The organism is Bradyrhizobium centrosematis, from assembly GCF_045571495.1.
Taxonomy (GTDB): Bacteria; Pseudomonadota; Alphaproteobacteria; order Rhizobiales; family Xanthobacteraceae; genus Bradyrhizobium; species Bradyrhizobium centrosematis.
This window is the reverse complement of sequence record NZ_CP120703.1, coordinates 6,527,285-6,546,765: the sequence shown is the minus strand read 5'-3', so window position 1 is coordinate 6,546,765 and position 19,481 is coordinate 6,527,285. Positions and strand designations below refer to the sequence as shown.

The following is a 19,481-nucleotide window of genomic DNA, read 5'->3' as shown; positions in this document are numbered from 1 at the left end:
AGTTCACCAATGGCGCAGAGTGCAGAACACGTAGTCGATCATTTCGAACTGTTCCGCGGTCCAGAATACCAGAAAATGCTGGAGAACAAGAAGATATTCGAGAATCCTCGCGATCCAGCCGAGGTCGAACGTATCAAGGAGTGGACCAAAACGACTGAATACCGCGAAAAGAACTTTGCGCGCGAGGCGCTGACGGTCAATCCGGCCAAAGCGTGCCAGCCGCTCGGCGCAGTATTTGCCTCTGTCGGTTTCGAACGCACGTTGCCCTTCGTTCACGGGTCGCAAGGCTGTGTGGCCTATTATCGCAGTCATTTGTCGCGGCACTTCAAGGAGCCGAGCTCCTGCGTCTCTTCATCAATGACGGAAGACGCCGCCGTATTCGGCGGTCTGAACAACATGACCGATGGGCTTGCGAACAGCTACAACATGTACAAGCCCAAGATGATTGCGGTCTCCACAACCTGCATGGCCGAGGTGATCGGCGATGACCTTAACGCCTTCATCAAGACGTCGAAAGAGAAAGGTTCGGTTCCAGCGGACTTCGACGTGCCGTTCGCCCATACGCCGGCGTTTGTTGGTAGTCATGTCACCGGTTATGACAATGCGCTCAAGGGGATTCTTGAGCATTTTTGGGACGGTAAGGCCGGAACAGCGCCAAAGCTACAGCGCAAACCCAATGGGGCAATTAACATCATTGGCGGGTTCGATGGCTACACTGTTGGAAATCTTCGCGAGATCAAGCGCATCTTGGAACTGATGGGCATCCAACACACAATTCTAGCTGACAACTCTGAGGTGTTCGATACTCCTACAGACGGCGAATTCCGGATGTATGATGGTGGCACGACACTAGAGGATACTGCGAACGCCATTCACGCAAAGGCGACGATCTCCATGCAGCAATGGTGCACGGAGAAAACCCTATCGTTCGTGGCGGAGCATGGCCATGACGTCTTATCCCTTAATTATCCGGTGGGCTTATCCGCAACAGATGACTTCGTCGTGGGGCTGTCACGCATCAGCGGCAAGGAAATTCCCGAGCAGATCGCGCGAGAACGTGGTCGCCTGGTTGATGCTATCGCCGACTCCGGCGCTCACGTTCATGGCAAGAAGTTCGCGATCTATGGCGACCCGGATCTTTGCGTCGGATTGGCTGCGTTTCTGCTCGAACTCGGCGCCGAACCGACCCATGTACTGTGCACGAACGGGAACAAGGCCTGGCAAGAGAAAATGCAGGCTCTGTTTGCAAGCTCGCCATTCGGGAAGGATTGCCGAGCTTATCCGGGCCGGGACCTCTGGCATATGCGCTCACTCTTGTTCACCGAGCCCGTCGATTTTCTGATTGGCAACACCTACGGGAAGTACCTGGAACGCGATACCGGAACACCGCTGATTCGCATCGGCTTTCCGATTTTTGATCGGCATCACCATCACCGCTCGCCAGTGTGGGGCTATCAAGGCGGCCTCAACGTGCTGGTGAAGATCCTGGATAAGATCTTCGACGAAATCGACAAGAATAGCAGCGCTCTCGGCAAGACGGACTACAGCTTCGATATCATTCGCTGACGGGTCGTTGTGCGTGCCGTCGCGCAAGAGCAATGGCGCGTTCATACGAGGTTGGCTGTTCGGTTGTCGCCCTGAGAGGACACATGATGAGCTCACTAACGGCCGCGATCCAGAATATCTTCGATGAGCCGGGCTGCGCGAAGAATGGTAGTAAGTCGCAGGCCGAGCGCAGGAACGGCTGTACCAGACAATTGCAACCGGGTAGTGCCGCCGGCGGGTGCGCTTTCGATGGCGCCAAGATCGCGCTGCAACCGTTCACCGATGTCGCCCACTTGGTGCATGGTCCGATCGCGTGTGAAGGCAATTCGTGGGACAATCGCGGCGCTGCTTCATCGGGATCGAATCTATGGCGCACCGCGTTCACAACCGATTTGACCGAAACCGATATTGTGTTCGGTGGCGAGAAGCGGCTCTGCAAAGCGATTAAGGAGATCGTCGACAAGTGGGATCCGCCCGCAATCTTTGTCTATCAAACCTGCATTCCGGCGATGATCGGCGACGACATCAGCGCAGTTTGCAAGGCGGCATCTCAAAGATTTTCCAAGCCCATCATCCCAATCAATTCACCGGGCTTCGTTGGTTCAAAGAACCTCGGTAACAAGCTGGCGGGCGAGGCTTTACTTGACTATGTGATCGGGACGCGAGAGCCCGACCACACCACACCGTACGACATTAACTTAATCGGAGAATACAATCTTTCGGGCGAGCTCTGGCAAGTGAAGCCGTTGCTGGACGAGCTTGGACTGCGGATTCTCTCCTGCATCTCTGGCGATGGCAAGTATCACGAAGTCGCCTCATCTCATCGCGCGCGCGCGGCCATGTTGGTGTGTTCAAAATCCATGATCAACGTGGCGCGCAAGATGGAGCAACGCTACGGGATCCCGTTCTTCGAGGGGTCGTTCTACGGTATTCAAGACTCCAGTGAATCGCTACGGCAGCTCGCCCGCTTGCTGGTTGAACGCGGCGCACCGGCAGATCTGTTCGGGCGCACTGAAGCGGTGATCGCGCGCGAGGAAGCGCAGGCCTGGGCTGCCATCAAACCGTACAAGACGCGTCTTAAAGGCAAAAAGGCCTTGTTGATGACGGGCGGTGTTAAATCATGGTCGGTCGTCGCGGCACTCCAGGAAGCAGGGCTAGAGTTAGTCGGAACCAGTATCAAGAAATCGACTCGAGAAGACAGGGAGCGCATTAAGGAGCTGATGGGGCAGGGCGCTCACATGATCGAGGACATGACGGCGCGCGAAATGTACAGGATGCTGAAGGAGGCAAAAGCGGACATCATGCTGTCGGGCGGCAAATCGCAGTTTGTTGCGCTGAAGGCGGCTGTGCCCTGGCTGGATATCAACCAGGAGCGTTGCCATGCCTATATGGGCTATGTCGGAATGGTCAAGCTGGTGAAGGAGATCGATAAGTCACTCTCCAGCCCGATGTGGGAGGAGCTACGCCGACCCGCGCCATGGGACGCATTGGCGAAGGCCAGAGAGCATATGCAATCTCAGATTGTTGCGTCTACACGCGGTCCCGCACACGCCGAAGAGGTGCGCCGCTCGCGAAAGATTTGCGTGTGTAACAGCATTGATCTAGGTACGATTGAGGATGCAATTAGTACGCATGGCCTGAGGAGCGTCGCAGCGGTCAGCGAGCATACCAATGCGGTCGGTGGCTGCTGTCAAAGGCGCATCGAAGCGGTGTTGGCGTCTGAGCCATCTGACATGCGACAGGCTGCAGAGTAGGAACTGGTAGTGGCCCTGGTCCTTTCGCCATCAAAGGCCTGCGCGGTCAACCCGCTAAAGATGAGCCAGCCGATTGGCGGGGCATACGCCTTCATGGGGCTGCGCGGGGCAATGCCGCTTCTGCACGGCTCCCAGGGGTGCACATCCTTTGGATTGACGCTCTTTGTCCGGCATTTCAAAGAGGCAATACCGTTGCAGACCACGGCGATGAGTGAGGTGGCAACCGTCCTGGGCGGCTTTGAAAATCTCGAGCAGGCGATACTGAACATCTCCAACCGTGCCAAGCCGAAAATCATCGGAATTTGTTCGACCGGTGTCACCGAGACCAATGGCGACGATGTGGATGCGTACTTGAAGCTCATCCGGAGCAAGTATCCACAGCTCGCAAAGTTACCACTCGTTTATGTATCGACGCCTGATTTCAAGGGGGCGTTCCAGGACGGTTGGGAGAAGGCAGTTACGCGCATGGTGGAGGTACTGGTGGACGGGCCTAGCGCCCATGGCCTGCGGGATCCATTGAAGGTCAATGTTCTGCCGGGGTGTCACCTCACCCCCGGCGACCTTGATGAACTCCGTGTCGTCCTGGAGGATTTCGGATTGTGCGCCTCCTTTCTTCCTGATCTTGCAGGGTCGCTCGATGGGCATATCCCCGATGAGTTCACGTCAACGACCATCGGCGGCATTGAGGTCGACGAAATCGCCAGCATGGGACGCGCGGGGTGGACGATCGCAATCGGCGCGCAGATGCGGCGGCCAGCTGAGGTTATGAAGGCTAAGACCGGCGTACCTTTTCGTGTCTTCGAGCGGTTGTGTGGTCTCGGCCCAATCGACGAATTCATGACGGTTCTGAGCGAGATTAGCGGTCGTCCAATTCCGTTAAAGTACAGACGTCAGCGCAGCCAGCTTGCGGATGCCATGCTTGATGCTCACTTCCATATTGGCGGTCGCAAACTCGCAATCGGTGCTGAGCCAGACCTGCTGTTTGATTTGTCCAACTTGCTACACGATATGGGCGCGCATGTAACCGTCGCCGTGACGACCACTCAGTCGGAGGTGATCCAACGGATTAAGACCAAGCAGGTTCTCATCGGCGACCTCGAAGATCTGGAAGAACTTGCCAAGAAGAGGCATTGCGACCTGCTGATCACGCATTCGCATGGAAGGCAAGCGGCGGCGCGACTGGAGGTGCCGTTTCACCGCGCAGGCTTTCCGACGTTCGATCGACTTGGAGCGGGCCAGCGAGTGTCCGTGGGCTATCGTGGTACCCGCAATCTGATCTTCGAGATCGCCAATCTCGTGATCGCACATCGTGACGAGAGCGAGAGGCCTACGCCGGATAGCTGGCGAAGCACGCCCGAACTCTCGCAATGTTCTCGATATGGCCACTCAATCGGTGAGGCTGAAAGGTCAATTTCATGAAGGTCGCTTTTGCCACTCAGGACCTGAGGCACGTCGACGCTCATTTTGGCTGGGCAAAGAATATCGCAATCTACGATGTCTCGCCTAGCGGGCATGTATTGTTGAATGCGATAGAGTTTCAGGGCGATCTCAAGGAAGGCGGCATCGATGATAAGTTGGTCCCAAAGATTGACGCGATCAAGGACTGCGCAATCCTTTACGTCGCGGCCATCGGTGGTGCCGCGGCGGCGCGAGTGGTGGCTAACAAAGTCCATCCCATCAAGGTGAGTAAGCCAGAAAGCATTCTGGTGTTGCTGGAAAGGCTCGAGCGGGTGCTGAAGGGCACACCGCCTCCCTGGCTGCGAAAGGTCCTGGCAAAGGACCAACGGCGCACGTTCGAGTTCGATGAATGAGGTGATATGAGCACGAAAGGAGAGCAGCAGGGCAGTATTATCGAGGCACCGTTCCTAGTCGAACTGATCAAGATCTGGCGTGCTCAGGACCTCAACGGAGCCTGGGACCGGAAGAGCGATCTTGATCTGCTAGAACCCTATATCCTGAACAAGGAGAAACGGCGAGCCTTGCCGATTATTGGTGATCCCGATCCCAAGACACTGTGGCGGTTGGAGCTGTTCTTCAATGCGGTCGCGCTGTCAGTAGAGCGGGAGACCGGCGTTATGATCCAGCCGATATTGAAGCTGCATCCTGAAGGGTTCGGCCGCATAGTGCTCATCGCAGGGCGGTTGGTCGCCGTAAACAAGCAATTACGCGATGTGCATCGTTTTGGATTTGATAGTTGCTCCAACCTGGCTCAGGAGGGCGATAAATATGTCAGCGAGGGAACCCGCCTGATCCGGAAATTTCCAGACGTGGCGAACTATTGAGGATACTCACTCATGGGCGATCGTGAAACACTTAAGGCCGAGCTAAGAAAATTGTCCGTCAAGGCGGTACAAGCCAAGATGGATCTGCATGATCTTGCGGAAGAATTACCCATCAACTGGATCTCGATCATGAGGGTGGCGCAGGAGGCGTACGATGCCTATGCCGAACTTGATCGCAAGGGTCGTGACTTGAAGGCGCTCGAAAATACCTTAAATGGGCAGCGCAATGTCGTTTAAAACACGAGACGGGCGCGACTGGATACCACAATACCTGATCTCGATCGATCCCAAGAAGTGCATTGGGTGTGGCCGCTGCTTCAAGGTGTGTGGCCGAGCCGTCATGACGTTGAAGGGACTGAGCGAGAACGGCGAACTTGTCACTCTCGACGACGATGACGATGAGATCGAAAAGAAGATCATGGTCCTGGATGATCAGGGCGCTTGCGTTGGTTGCGGTGCGTGCGCCAGGGTATGCCCGGCCAACTGCCAGACTCACAGCTCCGCGGAGGCTGAGGCGGCTTGAGCCAAGCCTGTTAGCAGGTGGACTGATCGCGACGCGGCGCGCCAGGAAAGTGTCGATCAAACATCGAATATTTGGATTGACGGGTTAGTGCGCGAGTGTGGACCGCACGACGGGCGGGCGACAGCTATACATGCTGACAAAAGATCCGTTGCTCAAAAAACGCTCGCAAAGTCTACGCATTGTGAACTGCGTGTCGAGCAATATGACGTGTATCAAAGTGCATCTCATAACGAGCCCAGTTCAAAGGCAGCTAGACACCATATCGGGCCGTGCGATCGAAGCGGATGCACGGATCGGGAGAAAGCTAATTGGCCGTCGCTGCCGTGCGCAATGATGATGTGCGCCTAGATGGTGAATTCCTGGCAAAGGTGATCCGGGAACACTTTAGTTAGTTGATCCTTGGGCATGGCAGGCGCTGGACGGCATTTCGCTGCTCAGGTGGTCCTTGCAATAGAGCCGGGGTCATCGAGAGCACACTGCAAAGGCACAGCACAGTTCTAGGGTTCAGACTCAATTGATCCAATAGGCGACAATGGCGGCGATGTGGACCGCAGCCAAGAAGTTCCTGGCGAGCTTGTCGTAGCGAGTTGCGACACGCCTGAAATCCTTGAGGCGGCAGAAGCAACGCTCGATGACATTGCGCCCTTTATAGGCGCGCTTGCTGAAGCTGTGGAGAGTCACCCTGTTGGATTTGTTTGGAATGACGGGCTTCGCACCACGATTGACGATTTTGGCGCGAAAGCCGTCGCCGTCGTAGCCTTTGTCGCCAATGAGGGCAGACATGGGCGGCGCGAGTTCTAAAAGGGCCGGCGCCGCGGCGATATCTGCGTCCTGGCCTGGAGTGAGATGAAATGCGTAAGGTTTGCAATCAGGGTCGCTCAGCGCGTGAATTTTCGTGGTTCGCCCGCCGCGGGAGCGGCCGATCCCCTGTTCATGCTCCCCCCTTTTCCGCCGCTCGCCGAGCGATGCGCCTTGATCGAAGTGGAGTCGATGGACAAAGTCACGCGATCCTTGCCGCAGCGGGCGAGCGCTTCAAAGATCGCCTGCCAATGCCCGCGCTTGGCCCAGCGATTAAAGCGATTGTAGATCGTCGTGTAAGGACCATAGTCGGGCGGGCAATCGCGCCAGCGCGCGCCGCACTGAAGCATGTGAATGACACCGCTGATAATGCGTCGATCGTCATCGCGCGCCGGTCCGGTCTGGTTCGTTGGCAGATGCGGCTCTATCCGAGCCCACTGCTTGTCGTTCAGCCAGAACAGTCCATTGCGCATCGAAGTCCCCGAGCCCGAATTAACTCCGTGCGACGGAATCAGAGATCGCTAATTAGGTACAGACCCTAGTTTTCATTCCCGTTGTGTGCGTTCATGGGCAATGCGCCTGATTGGACCACGCACCGCGTGCTGGTGGGAACACTCGAGCCATTAAGCGTTGGCACTTAGAAAGTCCGGTGCCTGTTTATTGAGGTCGACTTCGTCTCTAGATCGCCGCCGTTGTTGCAAGGTAACGCTAACGTGCAGATTGTGTTCATAGCCGCGAGGCGGCGCAGAAGGGTTGGACAGGTTGTGGTCAGCTAGGAATATTATCCTTGTCGGCGGAGCTTGCACGGCAGTCGGCGGAGCTTGCACGGCACGAGCCCGATTGCGTGCAATTTTGCCGATAGGAGAGCGGTCTGATGTATGGCGGAATCGCTGGCTCATCCAGCCAGTTCAAGCGGTAACCAAACTGACGATTCGTCAGATGCGGGAGATAGCCCCCGGTTCGCGCAAACGGTTGCGGGAATGGAGCGAGGTGGGTCGTCATCCGAACCGGCGGGGTCATACTCTCTCGTCTCCGAACCACCGATTAGAGAAATCGACCGCGAAACGTTCAATGACGAAGTTCGCAGATACTTGGGCAGTGATATCAGGCACATCGCCGAGAACCCAGAAGAGTATTCGGACTTCGTCTCCGAGAAGGCTGAGCGCGCAGCAACAGTTGCTGGAAGTTACGCCAACACGTACGACAATCCAAACAAGTCAGCACGATTTTACAGCTACCGGTTGGGCGACGAAATTGTCGGCCTTCTAAGAGCGGGAGGTCCGGCCAGGATTAAGGGAGACCATTTTCAACAGCAGTTTGGGCGCAACGATATCACGTCCGTGGTGGATCTTAGGCTTACTCATCCTCTGGTCGAGAACGCCGGCGATATCCTGCTAGAACATCAACTGCGAGAGGAAGGCGAACATCCGCTGATTATGTCGCGGCCGGCCTTGCCAGGCATGGAACCGCGTCTGGCGGAAATGGGCTTTATTCACCTGGGTCGTAACCACTGGGTGCTCGATCCTCACCAGCACCCGGAGGTGTGGACGGAGAACGATAACGACGAGTGGCAGCGGGTAGGCAAGCCTACGAAGTATCTTTCGAAAGAGGGGGGCGGTGACGTCGGTCCTCAGAGAAGCAACGAATCGGATTCGTCGGACGATAACCCTTCATTCTACCTGGAGCGCGCTCTTGGAAGGATGCGCATGGAGTGAATTGATGACAATGACAGCGGGGGGCTCCGAGACGAACATTTTGCTGTGCAATCCGGGACCCAGCGGTCTTGCTTAAAAGGGGGGCGCGCTCGCCGCGTCCCCTCTGCTGGTTGAAATGACTGTTTATCCCTTCTCAGAAGGCTTATCCCGTCGGGGCTGGTAGCCACTAACGGGAAGCAACGACCGGTCACCGCATCAAAGCTATCCGGCAAATGAGGTTGAACGCATGGAGCGCCAAGCTGCAGTTGCGCTGCCTGGACGGAAACGGCAGACGAGGCCAATTGCCGAACGATGTTTCCGAAATTGTGCGCCGGAGCGTTAAACCAGCCAGCTCCTGCCTTGCGGGTTGGACGATCACGGCACGATACGCTCCAGCACTTGTGCGGTTCTTGCAAGTTGATTGCACATTCACATGACAGCGTCTTGTAATAACGTGCGATCAATGCAGCCAAAGCCAATCTACGCCATTTGCGGCTTTAAAGACATTCCGAACCGCCAGGCCATAGGATTCCATCTCATGGTCATCGAAGATGACGGTAAGCAGCGGCCATGGTCCGTTATTGTGGTGCGGTGGGGCAAAAAGGTGCTTGGCTATGTCAATAAATGTCCGCACAACAGCGTCCGATTGGATTGGGAGCAGAACCAATTCTTCGATCCATGCGGTATCCGGCTGATGTGCGGCAAGCACGGTTCGACCTTCGAACTCGGCACCGGCCGGTGCATCGATGGCCCATGTCAGGGTAGCGCGCTCACGCCGATCGCGCTGGCCGTTCTAGATGGTGATATTTGCGTCGTTGGTGTGCATCTTGTCGAAGAGGATGCATCGACCATCGGCTGATAGTCCCGCTCAGACCGGGCGGTTCTCATTCCGGTTTTTCACAGCTTCCATCCTCTCTAGTCCGTGCTCGTAGGAGAGTTCTTCATAGGACAGATCGAGATCCTTTGCTGCATCGAGGATGAAATCAAGCTTGCCGCCTGGATCGAGCTTCTTGATGTCGTCCTTGCTAAGTCCGGCCAAGTCCATCATCTCTTTCCAAACTGTCGATTCGTCACAGGGTAATACCTGGAAGTTAATCTCGCCAAATCTAACCCGGTACTTCGCCAGTAGATCGATGTTGTTGCAGAACAAAAAATAGCTGCCTGTTGGGCTTAATACGCCGTCGAGCACGCTCGCAACGTCGCCGAGATAAGCAAATGAGTGCAGGTAGCCGGCCAGCACCGGAATGGTGCGTTCTCCCTCCTGCGCGACGGTCAGAACTTGTTCGATCGAGTAGTCCGGCGGCCGTTTCTCATCCGCAACCTGAGTTTGGAACTTCAGTGCGATATCACCGCGGAATCCAAATCGGCCCGGCTTGGTGGTCGGGCCTTTAAGTACGGCGTTGAGCAAGCGGCCCTCCTTTTCAAGTCTGCCGAGTGCAGTGTTTTCGATTGAAGTCATTAAAGTCGTCCTCGATCTTTGCCATTCCCCGATCCACTGATCGGGTGCCAAATGCGATGCAATTTGCCTGCCGCCGAATATGTAGCGGCCGAGCCTAGAGAAAGACGGGTGGGTGACCCGGGGGCGGCCTCACCGAGCTGTCGGGTACCCGACATCTGTTCCAAATCCAACGGCGCCAAAGCAAGCATCACTAAGGGACCGCGCGCTGGCACGTGACTTGCACTTGGCGAGGTCCACACTCATGAGCAAAGACATGATCAACCTGACGGACAGTGCGGTGAATGCGATCAAGAGTGCGATGTCGTTATCGCCGCACTCAGCCGGCGGTCTGCGCCTGATTATTGAAGCGGGCGGCTGCAATGGATTCAAATACAAGATGGGCTTGGCCGAAGAACCAAAGCCTGACGAGACCGTGATCGAGTGCGGTGGTTTGAAGGTGTTTGTCGATAATAACTGCCGAGAGTATCTGGTCGGCACGACTATCGATTTCGTGCTGGGCCCGGAAAGCTCCGGCTTTACCTTTTGCAACCCGAACGCGACGGCAACCTGCTCCTGCGGAAAATCATTTGGCTGATGGAAAAAGCTCTGATCAGACGATGGGGATTGGATATTGAACAATGCCGGCCGAGCCACAGCAACTGGGGACATTGTGGTTCGCTACAGAGGGCTAGCGTTGCATTCGCCGCGCGCTCGAAGAACCCCCCCGATCTGCAAGCCAGAGATGCCCATCATCAGCTGATCTCCGCAATAGCTGTATGCTGTTTGCGAGGCTGGCTGGAGCTGCCACATCGAAAAAGGCTTTCAAGTACACGGTTGAGACGAATTCAGGCGCGATTGGCGATAAGACTAGAGGAGTGGACCGCCAAGTCCTTTTAGCTGCTGCAGACGGGGTGACGGATTGAGCGAAAATCGAGTGCCGATCTACCTTGATAACAATGCAACGACGCGGACGGACCCAGCCGTCGTACAAGCAATGTTGCCTTTCTTCACTGAGCAATTCGGCAATGCTTCGTCCACACATGCGTTCGGAAACGAAGTCGCAATCGCCCTGAGGCAGGCCCGGCGAAGCTTGAAGGCGCTGTTAGGCAGCGCCTTCGATCACGAAATCGTCTTCACCTCGGGAGGGACCGAAGCCAATAATGCCGCAATTCTCTCTGCGCTTGCGACTGAGGACGGTAGAGACGAAGTGGTCACCACTTCGGTTGAGCACTCCGCCGTACTTGCGCTGACGGAGCGACTGGCGACAAGGGGTGTCAAGACGCGTATTGTGCCCGTAGATGCTTGCGGGCGGCTCGACATAGGGGCGTTTCGCTGCGCGCTTGGACCGCGGACAGCGATCGCCTCTGTTATGCTAGCCAACAACGAGACCGGGACCATGTTTCCCGTGGAGTTTTTGGCCGGCTTAACACGTGCGGCGGGCGCGCTCTTTCACACGGATGCGGTCCAGGCCGTTGGTAAGGTGCGCTTGAACCTAAAGGACAGCGCGATCGACATGCTGTCGCTCTCCGCGCACAAACTTCATGGTCCCAAGGGGGTCGGCGCGTTATATTTGCGTAAAGGCACTAAATTCCGGCCGCTGATTTGCGGCGGATCGCAGGAACGAGGGCGTCGCGGGGGGACCGAGAATATTCCCGGAATCGTCGGCCTGGGAAAAGCTGCCGAGCTTGCGGCGGAGCGCCTTGAGCCTGAGAGCATTCGCATCGGTGTCTTGCGCGACCGACTTGAGCAAGGGATTTTGCACAATAGCAACTGCGCTGTGCTCGGCGACGTCAGCAATCGGTTGGCGAACACGACCAACATTGCCTTCGACCATCTCGAAGGCGAAGCCATTGCCCACCATCTCAATCAGGCAGGCATCGCCGTGTCGCTCGGATCAGCCTGCAGCTCCGGCTCAATGCAGCCATCGCACGTCCTGCGCGCCATGCAGGTGCCGACCTGGCGGATCCACGGTGCTGTGCGCTTTTCTCTTTCCCGTGAGATCTCCTTCGCTCAAGTCGATGAGGTCGTCTGCGCCGTATCGGATATCGTGACTCGCATGCGCGCCGGATCACGAGTTACAGCTGAAGGGTGGACCGAATGAAAATTATGATCCGTCGCTCTCCGGACACGGGGCTGTCGATTTACGTCCCGAAAAAGGATCTCGAAGAGCCAATCGTAGCCTCAGAGTTCGAGACCCTTTGGGGCGGCTGGATCAAGGCAGCTAACGGCTGGGTGTTCGATCTGCCCGAGATGGCGATAGACACGCGGTTACCGATCACGATTGACGCTAAAATGCGGGACGAGAGCGGCGGTGATCCATGAAGTCACTTTCGCCAATGGGCTTTATCGATGCGGATGCAACAGTCACTCTCTTGGTCCCCGCCGCGGGCCCTGGGGACCGCTAGCATTGCCACCTATCCGTTCGGGCGTCGTAACTATGCAGGTGCCAGTTTCTGGGACGCCGCCAGAGGCCCGAGCGGCTTAAACGGCAGTAAGTTCCCAGCGGCCTTTGGGAAAAGGAATGATTGTCCGCGTAGTACAAAGAAAAATGCACTTCGAAGGCATCAATGATGGGAGCTTTGCTCCACCAGCGGGCGGAGGAGATTTCACCATCACTTTTGGCCCCGATTGATCTGCGCGTCGTCGTACAACGCGTCGTGCGAGCTATGGTCCTAACAAGTCTGGATGTGCTGGTTCGGATCCTCTTTTGTGAGAGAGGCGGGGCGTGAAGGCCATTTAGATGGAGGCGGGTGACTGAACCGCGTGCGTACGTGAAAGCGAAAGCCATGGAGCGCTGGGTCAGAATGGCGACGCATCTGTTGTTTTGCCAACAAGTTAATCATTGCCGCCCTGCAAGCGCCAACGCCAGTTGCGCTAACTCAATGGACTACAACTGCAATTGCATCGTCTTCGCTATGGCATGCGCGTTGCTAGATGCCTTCGCGAGGCTCGCTCAAGAATAAGCTTGGGAGGGCGACGATGGCGGGAAGAATTGGAGTGAACGCGGTCGTGGAACGCGAAAAATATGCAAAAGCTGCGGCGAATGGCCGGGAGACGATGGGGCCTGTCGCCGAGCGGGAGAGCTGCAGCACTATTGTCAAGATCGGACAGGCGAGCTGCGGTTCCAGGGCCGGCCAAGGCGAGCTGCCGAACAAGCTCTGGGAGAAGGTCAAAAATCACCCCTGCTATAGCGAGGATGCCCACCACTATTACGCGCGCATGCATGTCGCTGTCGCGCCCGCTTGCAACATCCAATGCAATTACTGCAACCGAAAATACGACTGCGCCAATGAATCGCGTCCAGGTGTGGTGAGCGAGAAGCTGACCCCGGAGCAGGCGTTGAGAAAAGTGATCGCAGTCGCGACGACAATTCCGCAGATGACTGTGCTTGGCATCGCTGGTCCCGGAGATCCTCTGGCAAATCCAGCAAAGACATTCAAAACGTTCGAGCTGGTCACCAAGGCTGCTCCCGACATCAAGCTCTGTCTGTCGACCAACGGGCTGGCGTTGCCGGACTATGTCGACACCATCGTGAAGGCCAAAATTGACCATGTCACCATCACCGTCAACATGATTGATCCGCAAATAGGCGCCAAGATTTATCCGTGGATCTTCTTTAATCACAAGCGGTATACCGGCGTCGAGGCGGCAAGGATACTCACTCAGCGCCAGCTGCTAGGCCTCGAGATGCTGAGCGATCACGGCATCTTGTGCAAGATCAACTCAGTGATGATCCCCGGCATCAACGATGACCACCTGGTCGAGGTCAACAAGGCGGTCACCTCGCGGGGGGCCTTCCTCCACAATATCATGCCGCTGATCTCCGCGCCCGATCACGGCACAGCATTTGGCCTCAAAGGTCAGCGCGGGCCGACGGCGCAAGAACTCAAGGCTCTGCAAGATGCTTGTGAAGGGCAGATCAGCATGATGCGGCATTGCCGCCAGTGCCGCGCTGATGCCGTCGGTTTACTCGGCGAAGATCGTAGTGCGCAGTTCAGTATGGATCAGGTGATGAAAATGGACGTCCGCTATGACCTAGAGAAGCGCAAGGCTTACCAAAAGAGAATGGAAGACAAGCGAGTTTCCAAGGTCGCGATCGGTCAACATGGACTGACCGAGGTCCGTGAAGAGATGAGTGCGATAACTCTTCTAGTGGCTGTCGCAACCAAGGGCTCTGGGCTGATTAACGAGCACTTTGGACACGCTAAGGAGCTCCTGGTGTACGAACTTTCCACATCGGGCGCCAAGCTCATCGGTCCACGTCGCGTGCAGGGATACTGTCAGGGGGGATATGGCGAGGAAGAGAAGCTATCCGCCATCATGCGCGACATTCGCGACTGCCATGCGGTCTTCGTGGCTAAGATCGGCGGCAGCCCGAAGACCAATTTGATCAAGGAGGGGATCGAGCCGGTCGATCAATTTGCTTATGAGCTCATTGAGAAATCGATGATGGCGTGGTTCAGAGCCTATCTAGGCAGGGTGAAGCGCGGTGAGGTCCACCACGCGCAGCGCGGCAATGACGCGTGTCGTTTGGTGGATCGTATCTCTGCGGCATGAGGAGGATTATGTGCCATTCAAAATCATAGCCTCGCAGTGCACGAGTTGCTCAGCCTGCGAACCTTTATGCCCGAACGTTGCTATCTCTGAGAAGGGCGGGAACTTTGTCATTGAAGCGGCGAAATGCACCGAATGTGTCGGCCACTTTGACGAGCCGCAATGTGTCGCTGCCTGTCCGGTCGAGAATACCTGCGTGGTTGATAAGTCCTTGCCTCGCTCCGAAGCGCGGGTCTGAAGCGTGAAGCCTCATGACCCGTTCCACAAGGCGATTCATGAGCAGAATTGTTCGAGATAGCGACGTCGTCGAGCTCAACGGCCCGCCAGTCTTCAGCTTCGGCCAAAGGCTTCGGGCCAATCGGGTCATTCGAAATGATGGCACCTATCGCGGCAAGGATATAGGCGATGTCCTGGTCCAAAAGGGGGAAGTCGGTTACGTCGTCTCGATCGGGACATTCTTGCAGCAATTCTACATCTACGGCGTAGAGTTTTTGGGGAGCGGTCACCGCGTTGGTATGAAACGCAGCGAGCTTGAGCCGGTGGACTCCTACGAGGAGGTCGATGATTTGCCATTACCGGAGGAGTCATGACCGTTTTGGGCGATCATACATGAAGCTCACGAGCCGATCGACGTTGTTGGATCTTGGGGAGGAGTCGCTTATCGGTCGTCTTGACGAAAAACTACGCTGCTTTTTGAAGGGAGGCTTTCGCAATGAATGCCGCGCTGATGAGGAACGTAAAGGCGGGGATGTTGCATCACCCCAACGAGCTTGATCGCAAGAGAATCGAGCGCGGCTTGTGCGCGAGAAAGCGTTACCTCTACGTTTCACCTAGTGTGAGGCCGGTGAGAGGCGGCTACCTCATCGAGAGCCCTTGCTGCTCGCGCAACGTCGACAAGAATGGTGCGCTCGTCGATGTCGCGCTGATTCTCTATGATGCCGTGAGCGGCATTTGGAAGCTGTTTCGCAAGAATCACGCGGTCGGAACTTGGGAATTTTATAGTCTTTACCATCGCTTGGCACCTGCAATCGACGAATTGAGTGCGGATCCGGAGCGTCTGTTTTGGCAGTGAGTGGCGACCTTACTCGCGGCATGAAGCAAGCGAGGATCGCGCTCACCGCGGAGCAATTAATTGAAATAGAGAGATTGCTTTCTGCCGATGCAGCCGAGATGGGTGTGTTGTCTGAACTGTGCCGCCGCTTTCCGCAGCTTGCATGGGTACCGTGTGATGCGTCAGACTTATCAGATAAACCGTTTCGGTAATTTCGTCGCTTCGATCTTCACCTGCTCGATAGTTCGGATCACTGCGTGCAGATCACGGCCGACCCAATGCGAGCAACTGAGATGGTATTGGCCAGAAAAACGTTGCAGGTTGAGTACGCCGCAGGCTTTCCGGCGATATTCTGGACCTGTGTTGGATGGTTGGGCAGCGTTACGAGGGCGCATCTTATGCCTAAACGACCGTTACCGACGCTATCAGGAGCTGATTGTTAGATGGGAAAAAGACAGCCGATAGCATCACGGGTCGTCCATTTCAGGCCTATCTCGCGAATAGGCGGCTCGAGTTCATGGTTGAGACCATGGCGGGAGGCGTCGGTAAACATGGCGGCGTGCGCGGCGGTCATCCGCATAAAATGGATTGTCGGCATCCAAGGCGTAATCGTTTGTAACTGGAAAAAGGAGACCGATATGGACTCGCAGGAAATCATAATCCACGTCCGCTTCGCCCCGAACGGGAGAGTGATACAGATCAGCGAGCGTCCAGCAAAGCTCACTCCAAACCAATGGTTTGACGTCCTAAATTCTCGAGCGGGATCGGCTTATCGAGCGCTTGCTCGTGGTCGGGCGCTCTTCCGGTTGAGCCGGACTGCAGTAGATAAGTTCAAGCAGCAAACCGTGGGGCTTGGATGAAGGAACCGAGAGTCGGCGATTTAATGAACGAGAAGATCGCGTCTATTGGACGATGCCATCCTTCTAGGCGAGGCAATGGCCTTTTATCATTCTTAACGGCTTTCGCACGCGAGAGCAGGAATGAGTAGCATGTGCGGCCAATGGGCATTCCGTCGTTAGGCCTTGTGGCTGACCTTGTCGCTCAACCATCACTTTAGCTGAATGTATAGCAGAGGATAGTCGCGTGAGCTCGGAAGCAGAAGTCGTTCTCCCTCAGATCTACAGGCATCATGTCTTTGCGTGCGACACGCAGCGTCCGCCAGACCATCCCCACGGCAGTTGTGGAGCCTCCGGAGCCCAAACTTTGTGGGACCGGATGAGCAAAGCGATCGAAGCGAAAGGCCTCAACGATACTGGCTTCGCGACAGCTGGGTGCCTTGGCTTTTGTAACACTGGTCCCTTACTGGTCGTCTATCCTGACGGCGTATGGTATCGCGTGCGCACGCCTGAGGACGTTGACGAGATCGTCAACTCTCACCTCGATCAGGGCAAACGTGTCGATCGACTTGTCGTGGTGCTCAAGCGAAGCTAACGGCGTGGCTTGGCGTCCTCCTCCCAGGTCTTGCAGCATGGACGGTGTGGTCGTCCAGAGCTGGCCTATTGGAGCCCGGATAGTCTATGGTAGCGAGGCACGATACGCTCGCTGGTACGCTGACAGCGGGTCATTAAGGGGCTTGCGGCGTACCGCAGGTTAGTCGGGTCAACGAAAAGAGCGCCTCATACAATGTGCAACAAATAAAACATCGGATATGTCGGATCGAGTCATCTATTTGTTAGTTGTACCGTTGCACCCACGCGTGGCGCGATCGCTTAACCCGAAGGGTTAGCGATGCTGCGAAAAGGCTTTCTCTGTCGCTGGTTCTGTCTCGTGTGCGCGCCAGCGGGCTCCCACCATGCTGCGGGAAAAGTGGTAGAAGCCCTGCATGGCTTCGTTGCGTTCCGCGTTGATCAAACAGAGCCTTCTTTCCTGCCCTGTTCCGACCTCAGAATTTGTAAGCGACGCCACCGCTGACGAGCCATGGGTCAATATTGGCGCGTCAGGTGACGTCAATCGCATTGTTGACGGTCGCCGAGTACTCAGGCCGCAGCCACAGCTTCTTCACGTCAAAGTTGAGGCCCCAGTGGCGATCAAGCATGTAGTCGAAGCCGAATTGGACCGCTGCGCCGAATTGATTGCTGATGTGGAGATTGGTGACGGCAAGACCCGCGAACGACGTGTTGGCTGCCGACTGGTTGAGGAAGACAATGTAGTTGATGCCCGCGCCGATATAGGGCTTAAGCGGGCCGAAATCGGTGAAGTGATATTGCAGGGTCAGTGTCGGCGGCCACAGCCAGGCTTTGCCGATATCGAGTCCCGTGAGCACAGCACGGCATTACCGCTGATGTGATGGCTCGTCACGCTGAGAATCAATTCAGCGGCCAGGTTCTTTGTGAAAAAATAGGTGATATCGAGTTCGGGTATGGCTTGATCGCTGATCGAAAGCCCAGCTCGCGGCGAGGACAGCGAGGGTGCCCCCGCAACGTTGACCGAGCTGCCCTCGGCATCCGGCAAAACGCCAAGCACGCGCAAGCGGATCATCCACGGATTGGAGGGTTCGATAGGGGGGCTTTACAGTAGACCGGCGCCGGGCCGAGGTCAGCACCAGGTGCCGAGTTACTCGCCAACGAGGTCGCTAGAGCGAGGACCGATGCCGCCGCCAGAACTGTTCTTGCCCTCATCGTATTCTCCATCCAAAAATTGCGCGTAGCCGCGCAAGGTCTCTGTCCCATACAGGCAACGGCCGAAGATTTGACAGCAATCAAATATGGGGACAACCGCTAGCAGAATTGTGCCGGTCAGTTGCATTAGGGTCACGGCCGCGAAGCGTCCAAAGGCAACAGCACAGACTGCTGTTAAGGTTCTCGCACATTTCAAAGGTGGTGAGCATGCATTGTGAGCACCAGCCGGCGCCGAGCTAAGAGGCTACTCGTGCGTGTCTTCAAGGTCACCGTCGCTCAAGTACTTCCCGTGAGGAAAGCCGCAAGTGGAGAACGTCGTTCGTCGTCTGGTTTGCTTGCCTGGAGGACGCTCGTTGCCGTCCACGTCTGCGGGCAACGCATGCAGCTTGCTTCGTGCAAGGATCTCTGGCCATCGTCTTGCGTGTCGCGGCCAAGAAGCGACGGCGCGGGCTAACGATCGCTTCCGGCGCTTCGTGCCCCGTCTACGTCGATCAACGGTCGTCGTATCAGGAGCGGATCGGATAGCATCAACGCGACTGCGCGCGGCGCGTCGATGAACTCGGGATTGAGCTCGCCTGGCTTGATGCGAGGCGCGGCTCGGCTGAACCGGGCGTTGACCGGCATCCTGAGGAAGAAGCTGCGCAATTCGTCCGCTTGCCATGGCTCCTTCATGGTGTCCTTAACGACGACGTCGTGCCTACGGACCTGAGCGACCGAATCTGGCGCGCGTTCGTGGCGCAGCCGGGCTTTTGAAAAAAGATGATAATCGCCACGGCGTACCTACCTATGTGTGCCAGGCCGAACGAGTGGCACCGCGCTGCCGCATCCGCGAGCCTCTCTGGAGTGTCCGCCGGCCATCGCCGAAATCAGCGCCAAGTGTCACAGTGCATTTCCGACATTCGCCGCTGTTCGGGCCGACGCTTTGGGTTGATGGTGGGTTGTTTGTTATTTGTCCGACAACGACGCAGGTGCTGTCAGATCCAAAACAGCCAACGAACACGCGAACGGCGGGGTGCATTGTGCAGTGCGATCATGAACTTAAGCTGCGCAGTCAAGTGTTGGCACAGGCATTGCTAATGAGGGGTAGCAACACAGAGTGAGGGCTGAGTGCACGCCGGCGTGTAAGGCGAGCGATGCGCTCCTTCCCTTGGACCCGTGTGCCCTCGCTTTTGTGAGAGAAACAAGCTCTCACAAGAAGCGCGCAACTTTTGGCAAATCGGTTGA

General features: G+C 56.4%; 18 protein-coding genes and 2 pseudogenes. 17 read left to right on the top strand and 3 right to left on the bottom strand.

Annotated features, from left to right (window positions below):
• Positions 1-9: 9 nt before the first annotated feature.
• The 7 genes from nifK to fdxB all read left to right on the top strand — a co-directional run bounded on the left by nifK (position 10) and on the right by fdxB (position 6,104).
• Positions 10-1,566, top strand: a complete 1,557-nt coding sequence (nifK, locus tag P6U31_RS30910; protein ID WP_407185438.1) for a nitrogenase molybdenum-iron protein subunit beta — start codon at positions 10-12, stop codon at positions 1,564-1,566.
• 86 nt (positions 1,567-1,652) lie between these two features.
• Complete coding sequence (nifE, locus tag P6U31_RS30905; protein ID WP_407190000.1) at positions 1,653-3,299, top strand: nitrogenase iron-molybdenum cofactor biosynthesis protein NifE; 1,647 nt, start codon at positions 1,653-1,655, stop codon at positions 3,297-3,299.
• A gap of 9 nt (positions 3,300-3,308) precedes the next feature.
• Positions 3,309-4,718, top strand: a complete 1,410-nt coding sequence (gene nifN / locus P6U31_RS30900) for a nitrogenase iron-molybdenum cofactor biosynthesis protein NifN (RefSeq protein ID WP_407185437.1) — start codon at positions 3,309-3,311, stop codon at positions 4,716-4,718.
• A complete protein-coding gene (gene nifX / locus P6U31_RS30895) occupies positions 4,715-5,110 on the top strand; it encodes a nitrogen fixation protein NifX (RefSeq protein WP_407185436.1) in 396 nt (131 codons plus the stop codon). The genes nifN and nifX overlap by 4 nt, the downstream gene beginning before the upstream one ends.
• Positions 5,111-5,116: 6 nt before the next feature.
• Entirely contained in the window at positions 5,117-5,581 is a 465-nt protein-coding gene (locus P6U31_RS30890; RefSeq protein WP_407185435.1) for a NifX-associated nitrogen fixation protein, read from the top strand.
• A gap of 12 nt (positions 5,582-5,593) precedes the next feature.
• Positions 5,594-5,818 (top strand): CCE_0567 family metalloprotein, encoded by a 225-nt coding sequence (locus P6U31_RS30885; protein WP_407185434.1) that lies wholly within the window; start codon positions 5,594-5,596, stop codon positions 5,816-5,818.
• Positions 5,808-6,104 (top strand): ferredoxin III, nif-specific, encoded by a 297-nt coding sequence (gene fdxB, locus P6U31_RS30880; protein WP_407189999.1) that lies wholly within the window; start codon positions 5,808-5,810, stop codon positions 6,102-6,104. The genes P6U31_RS30885 and fdxB overlap by 11 nt, the downstream gene beginning before the upstream one ends.
• Positions 6,105-6,614: 510 nt before the next feature.
• On the opposite strand, the pseudogene P6U31_RS30875 reads toward fdxB, so the two are convergent.
• Positions 6,615-7,375: pseudogene (locus P6U31_RS30875) on the bottom strand (IS5 family transposase).
• Positions 7,376-7,780: 405 nt separating this feature from the next.
• On the opposite strand from P6U31_RS30875, the gene P6U31_RS30870 reads away from it, so the two are divergent.
• A complete protein-coding gene (locus P6U31_RS30870; protein WP_407185433.1) occupies positions 7,781-8,617 on the top strand; it encodes a host specificity protein in 837 nt (278 codons plus the stop codon).
• 517 nt (positions 8,618-9,134) lie between these two features.
• Positions 9,135-9,455: a Rieske (2Fe-2S) protein gene (locus P6U31_RS30865; protein WP_407185432.1), complete on the top strand. Its 321-nt coding sequence runs from the start codon at positions 9,135-9,137 to the stop codon at positions 9,453-9,455.
• A gap of 9 nt (positions 9,456-9,464) precedes the next feature.
• On the opposite strand, the gene P6U31_RS30860 is transcribed toward P6U31_RS30865, so the two are convergent.
• Positions 9,465-10,055 (bottom strand): hypothetical protein, encoded by a 591-nt coding sequence (locus P6U31_RS30860; protein ID WP_407185431.1) that lies wholly within the window; start codon positions 10,053-10,055, stop codon positions 9,465-9,467.
• Between the two features lie 253 nt (positions 10,056-10,308).
• Here P6U31_RS30860 and P6U31_RS30855 point away from each other — a divergent pair, with 253 nt between their 5' ends.
• The 8 genes from P6U31_RS30855 (at position 10,309) to P6U31_RS30820 (ending at position 17,070) form a co-directional block, all read left to right on the top strand.
• Complete coding sequence (locus P6U31_RS30855; RefSeq protein ID WP_407189998.1) at positions 10,309-10,629, top strand: HesB/IscA family protein; 321 nt, start codon at positions 10,309-10,311, stop codon at positions 10,627-10,629.
• A gap of 324 nt (positions 10,630-10,953) precedes the next feature.
• Positions 10,954-12,135 (top strand): aminotransferase class V-fold PLP-dependent enzyme, encoded by a 1,182-nt coding sequence (locus P6U31_RS30850; RefSeq protein WP_407185430.1) that lies wholly within the window; start codon positions 10,954-10,956, stop codon positions 12,133-12,135.
• Positions 12,132-12,356, top strand: coding sequence for a putative nitrogen fixation protein NifT (gene nifT / locus P6U31_RS30845; protein ID WP_407185429.1), 225 nt, complete (start codon positions 12,132-12,134; stop codon positions 12,354-12,356). The genes P6U31_RS30850 and nifT overlap by 4 nt, the downstream gene beginning before the upstream one ends.
• 735 nt (positions 12,357-13,091) lie before the next feature.
• The gene (gene nifB / locus P6U31_RS30840; protein ID WP_407189997.1) at positions 13,092-14,591 is read left to right on the top strand and encodes a nitrogenase cofactor biosynthesis protein NifB; all 1,500 of its coding nucleotides are present in this window, start codon (positions 13,092-13,094) and stop codon (positions 14,589-14,591) included.
• A 10-nt stretch (positions 14,592-14,601) separates the two neighbouring features.
• Positions 14,602-14,826, top strand: coding sequence for a 4Fe-4S binding protein (locus P6U31_RS30835; protein WP_407185428.1), 225 nt, complete (start codon positions 14,602-14,604; stop codon positions 14,824-14,826).
• Positions 14,827-14,863: 37 nt separating this feature from the next.
• A complete protein-coding gene (locus P6U31_RS30830; RefSeq protein ID WP_407185427.1) occupies positions 14,864-15,178 on the top strand; it encodes a nitrogen fixation protein NifZ in 315 nt (104 codons plus the stop codon).
• Between the two features lie 122 nt (positions 15,179-15,300).
• Complete coding sequence (locus P6U31_RS30825) at positions 15,301-15,660, top strand: DUF3024 domain-containing protein (RefSeq protein WP_407185426.1); 360 nt, start codon at positions 15,301-15,303, stop codon at positions 15,658-15,660.
• 1,062 nt (positions 15,661-16,722) lie between these two features.
• Entirely contained in the window at positions 16,723-17,070 is a 348-nt protein-coding gene (locus P6U31_RS30820) for a (2Fe-2S) ferredoxin domain-containing protein (protein ID WP_407185425.1), read from the top strand.
• A 505-nt stretch (positions 17,071-17,575) separates the two neighbouring features.
• Here the strand turns inward: P6U31_RS30820 and P6U31_RS30815 are convergent.
• A pseudogene (locus P6U31_RS30815) lies at positions 17,576-18,269 on the bottom strand (OmpW/AlkL family protein).
• Between the last annotated feature and the right edge of the window lie 1,212 nt (positions 18,270-19,481).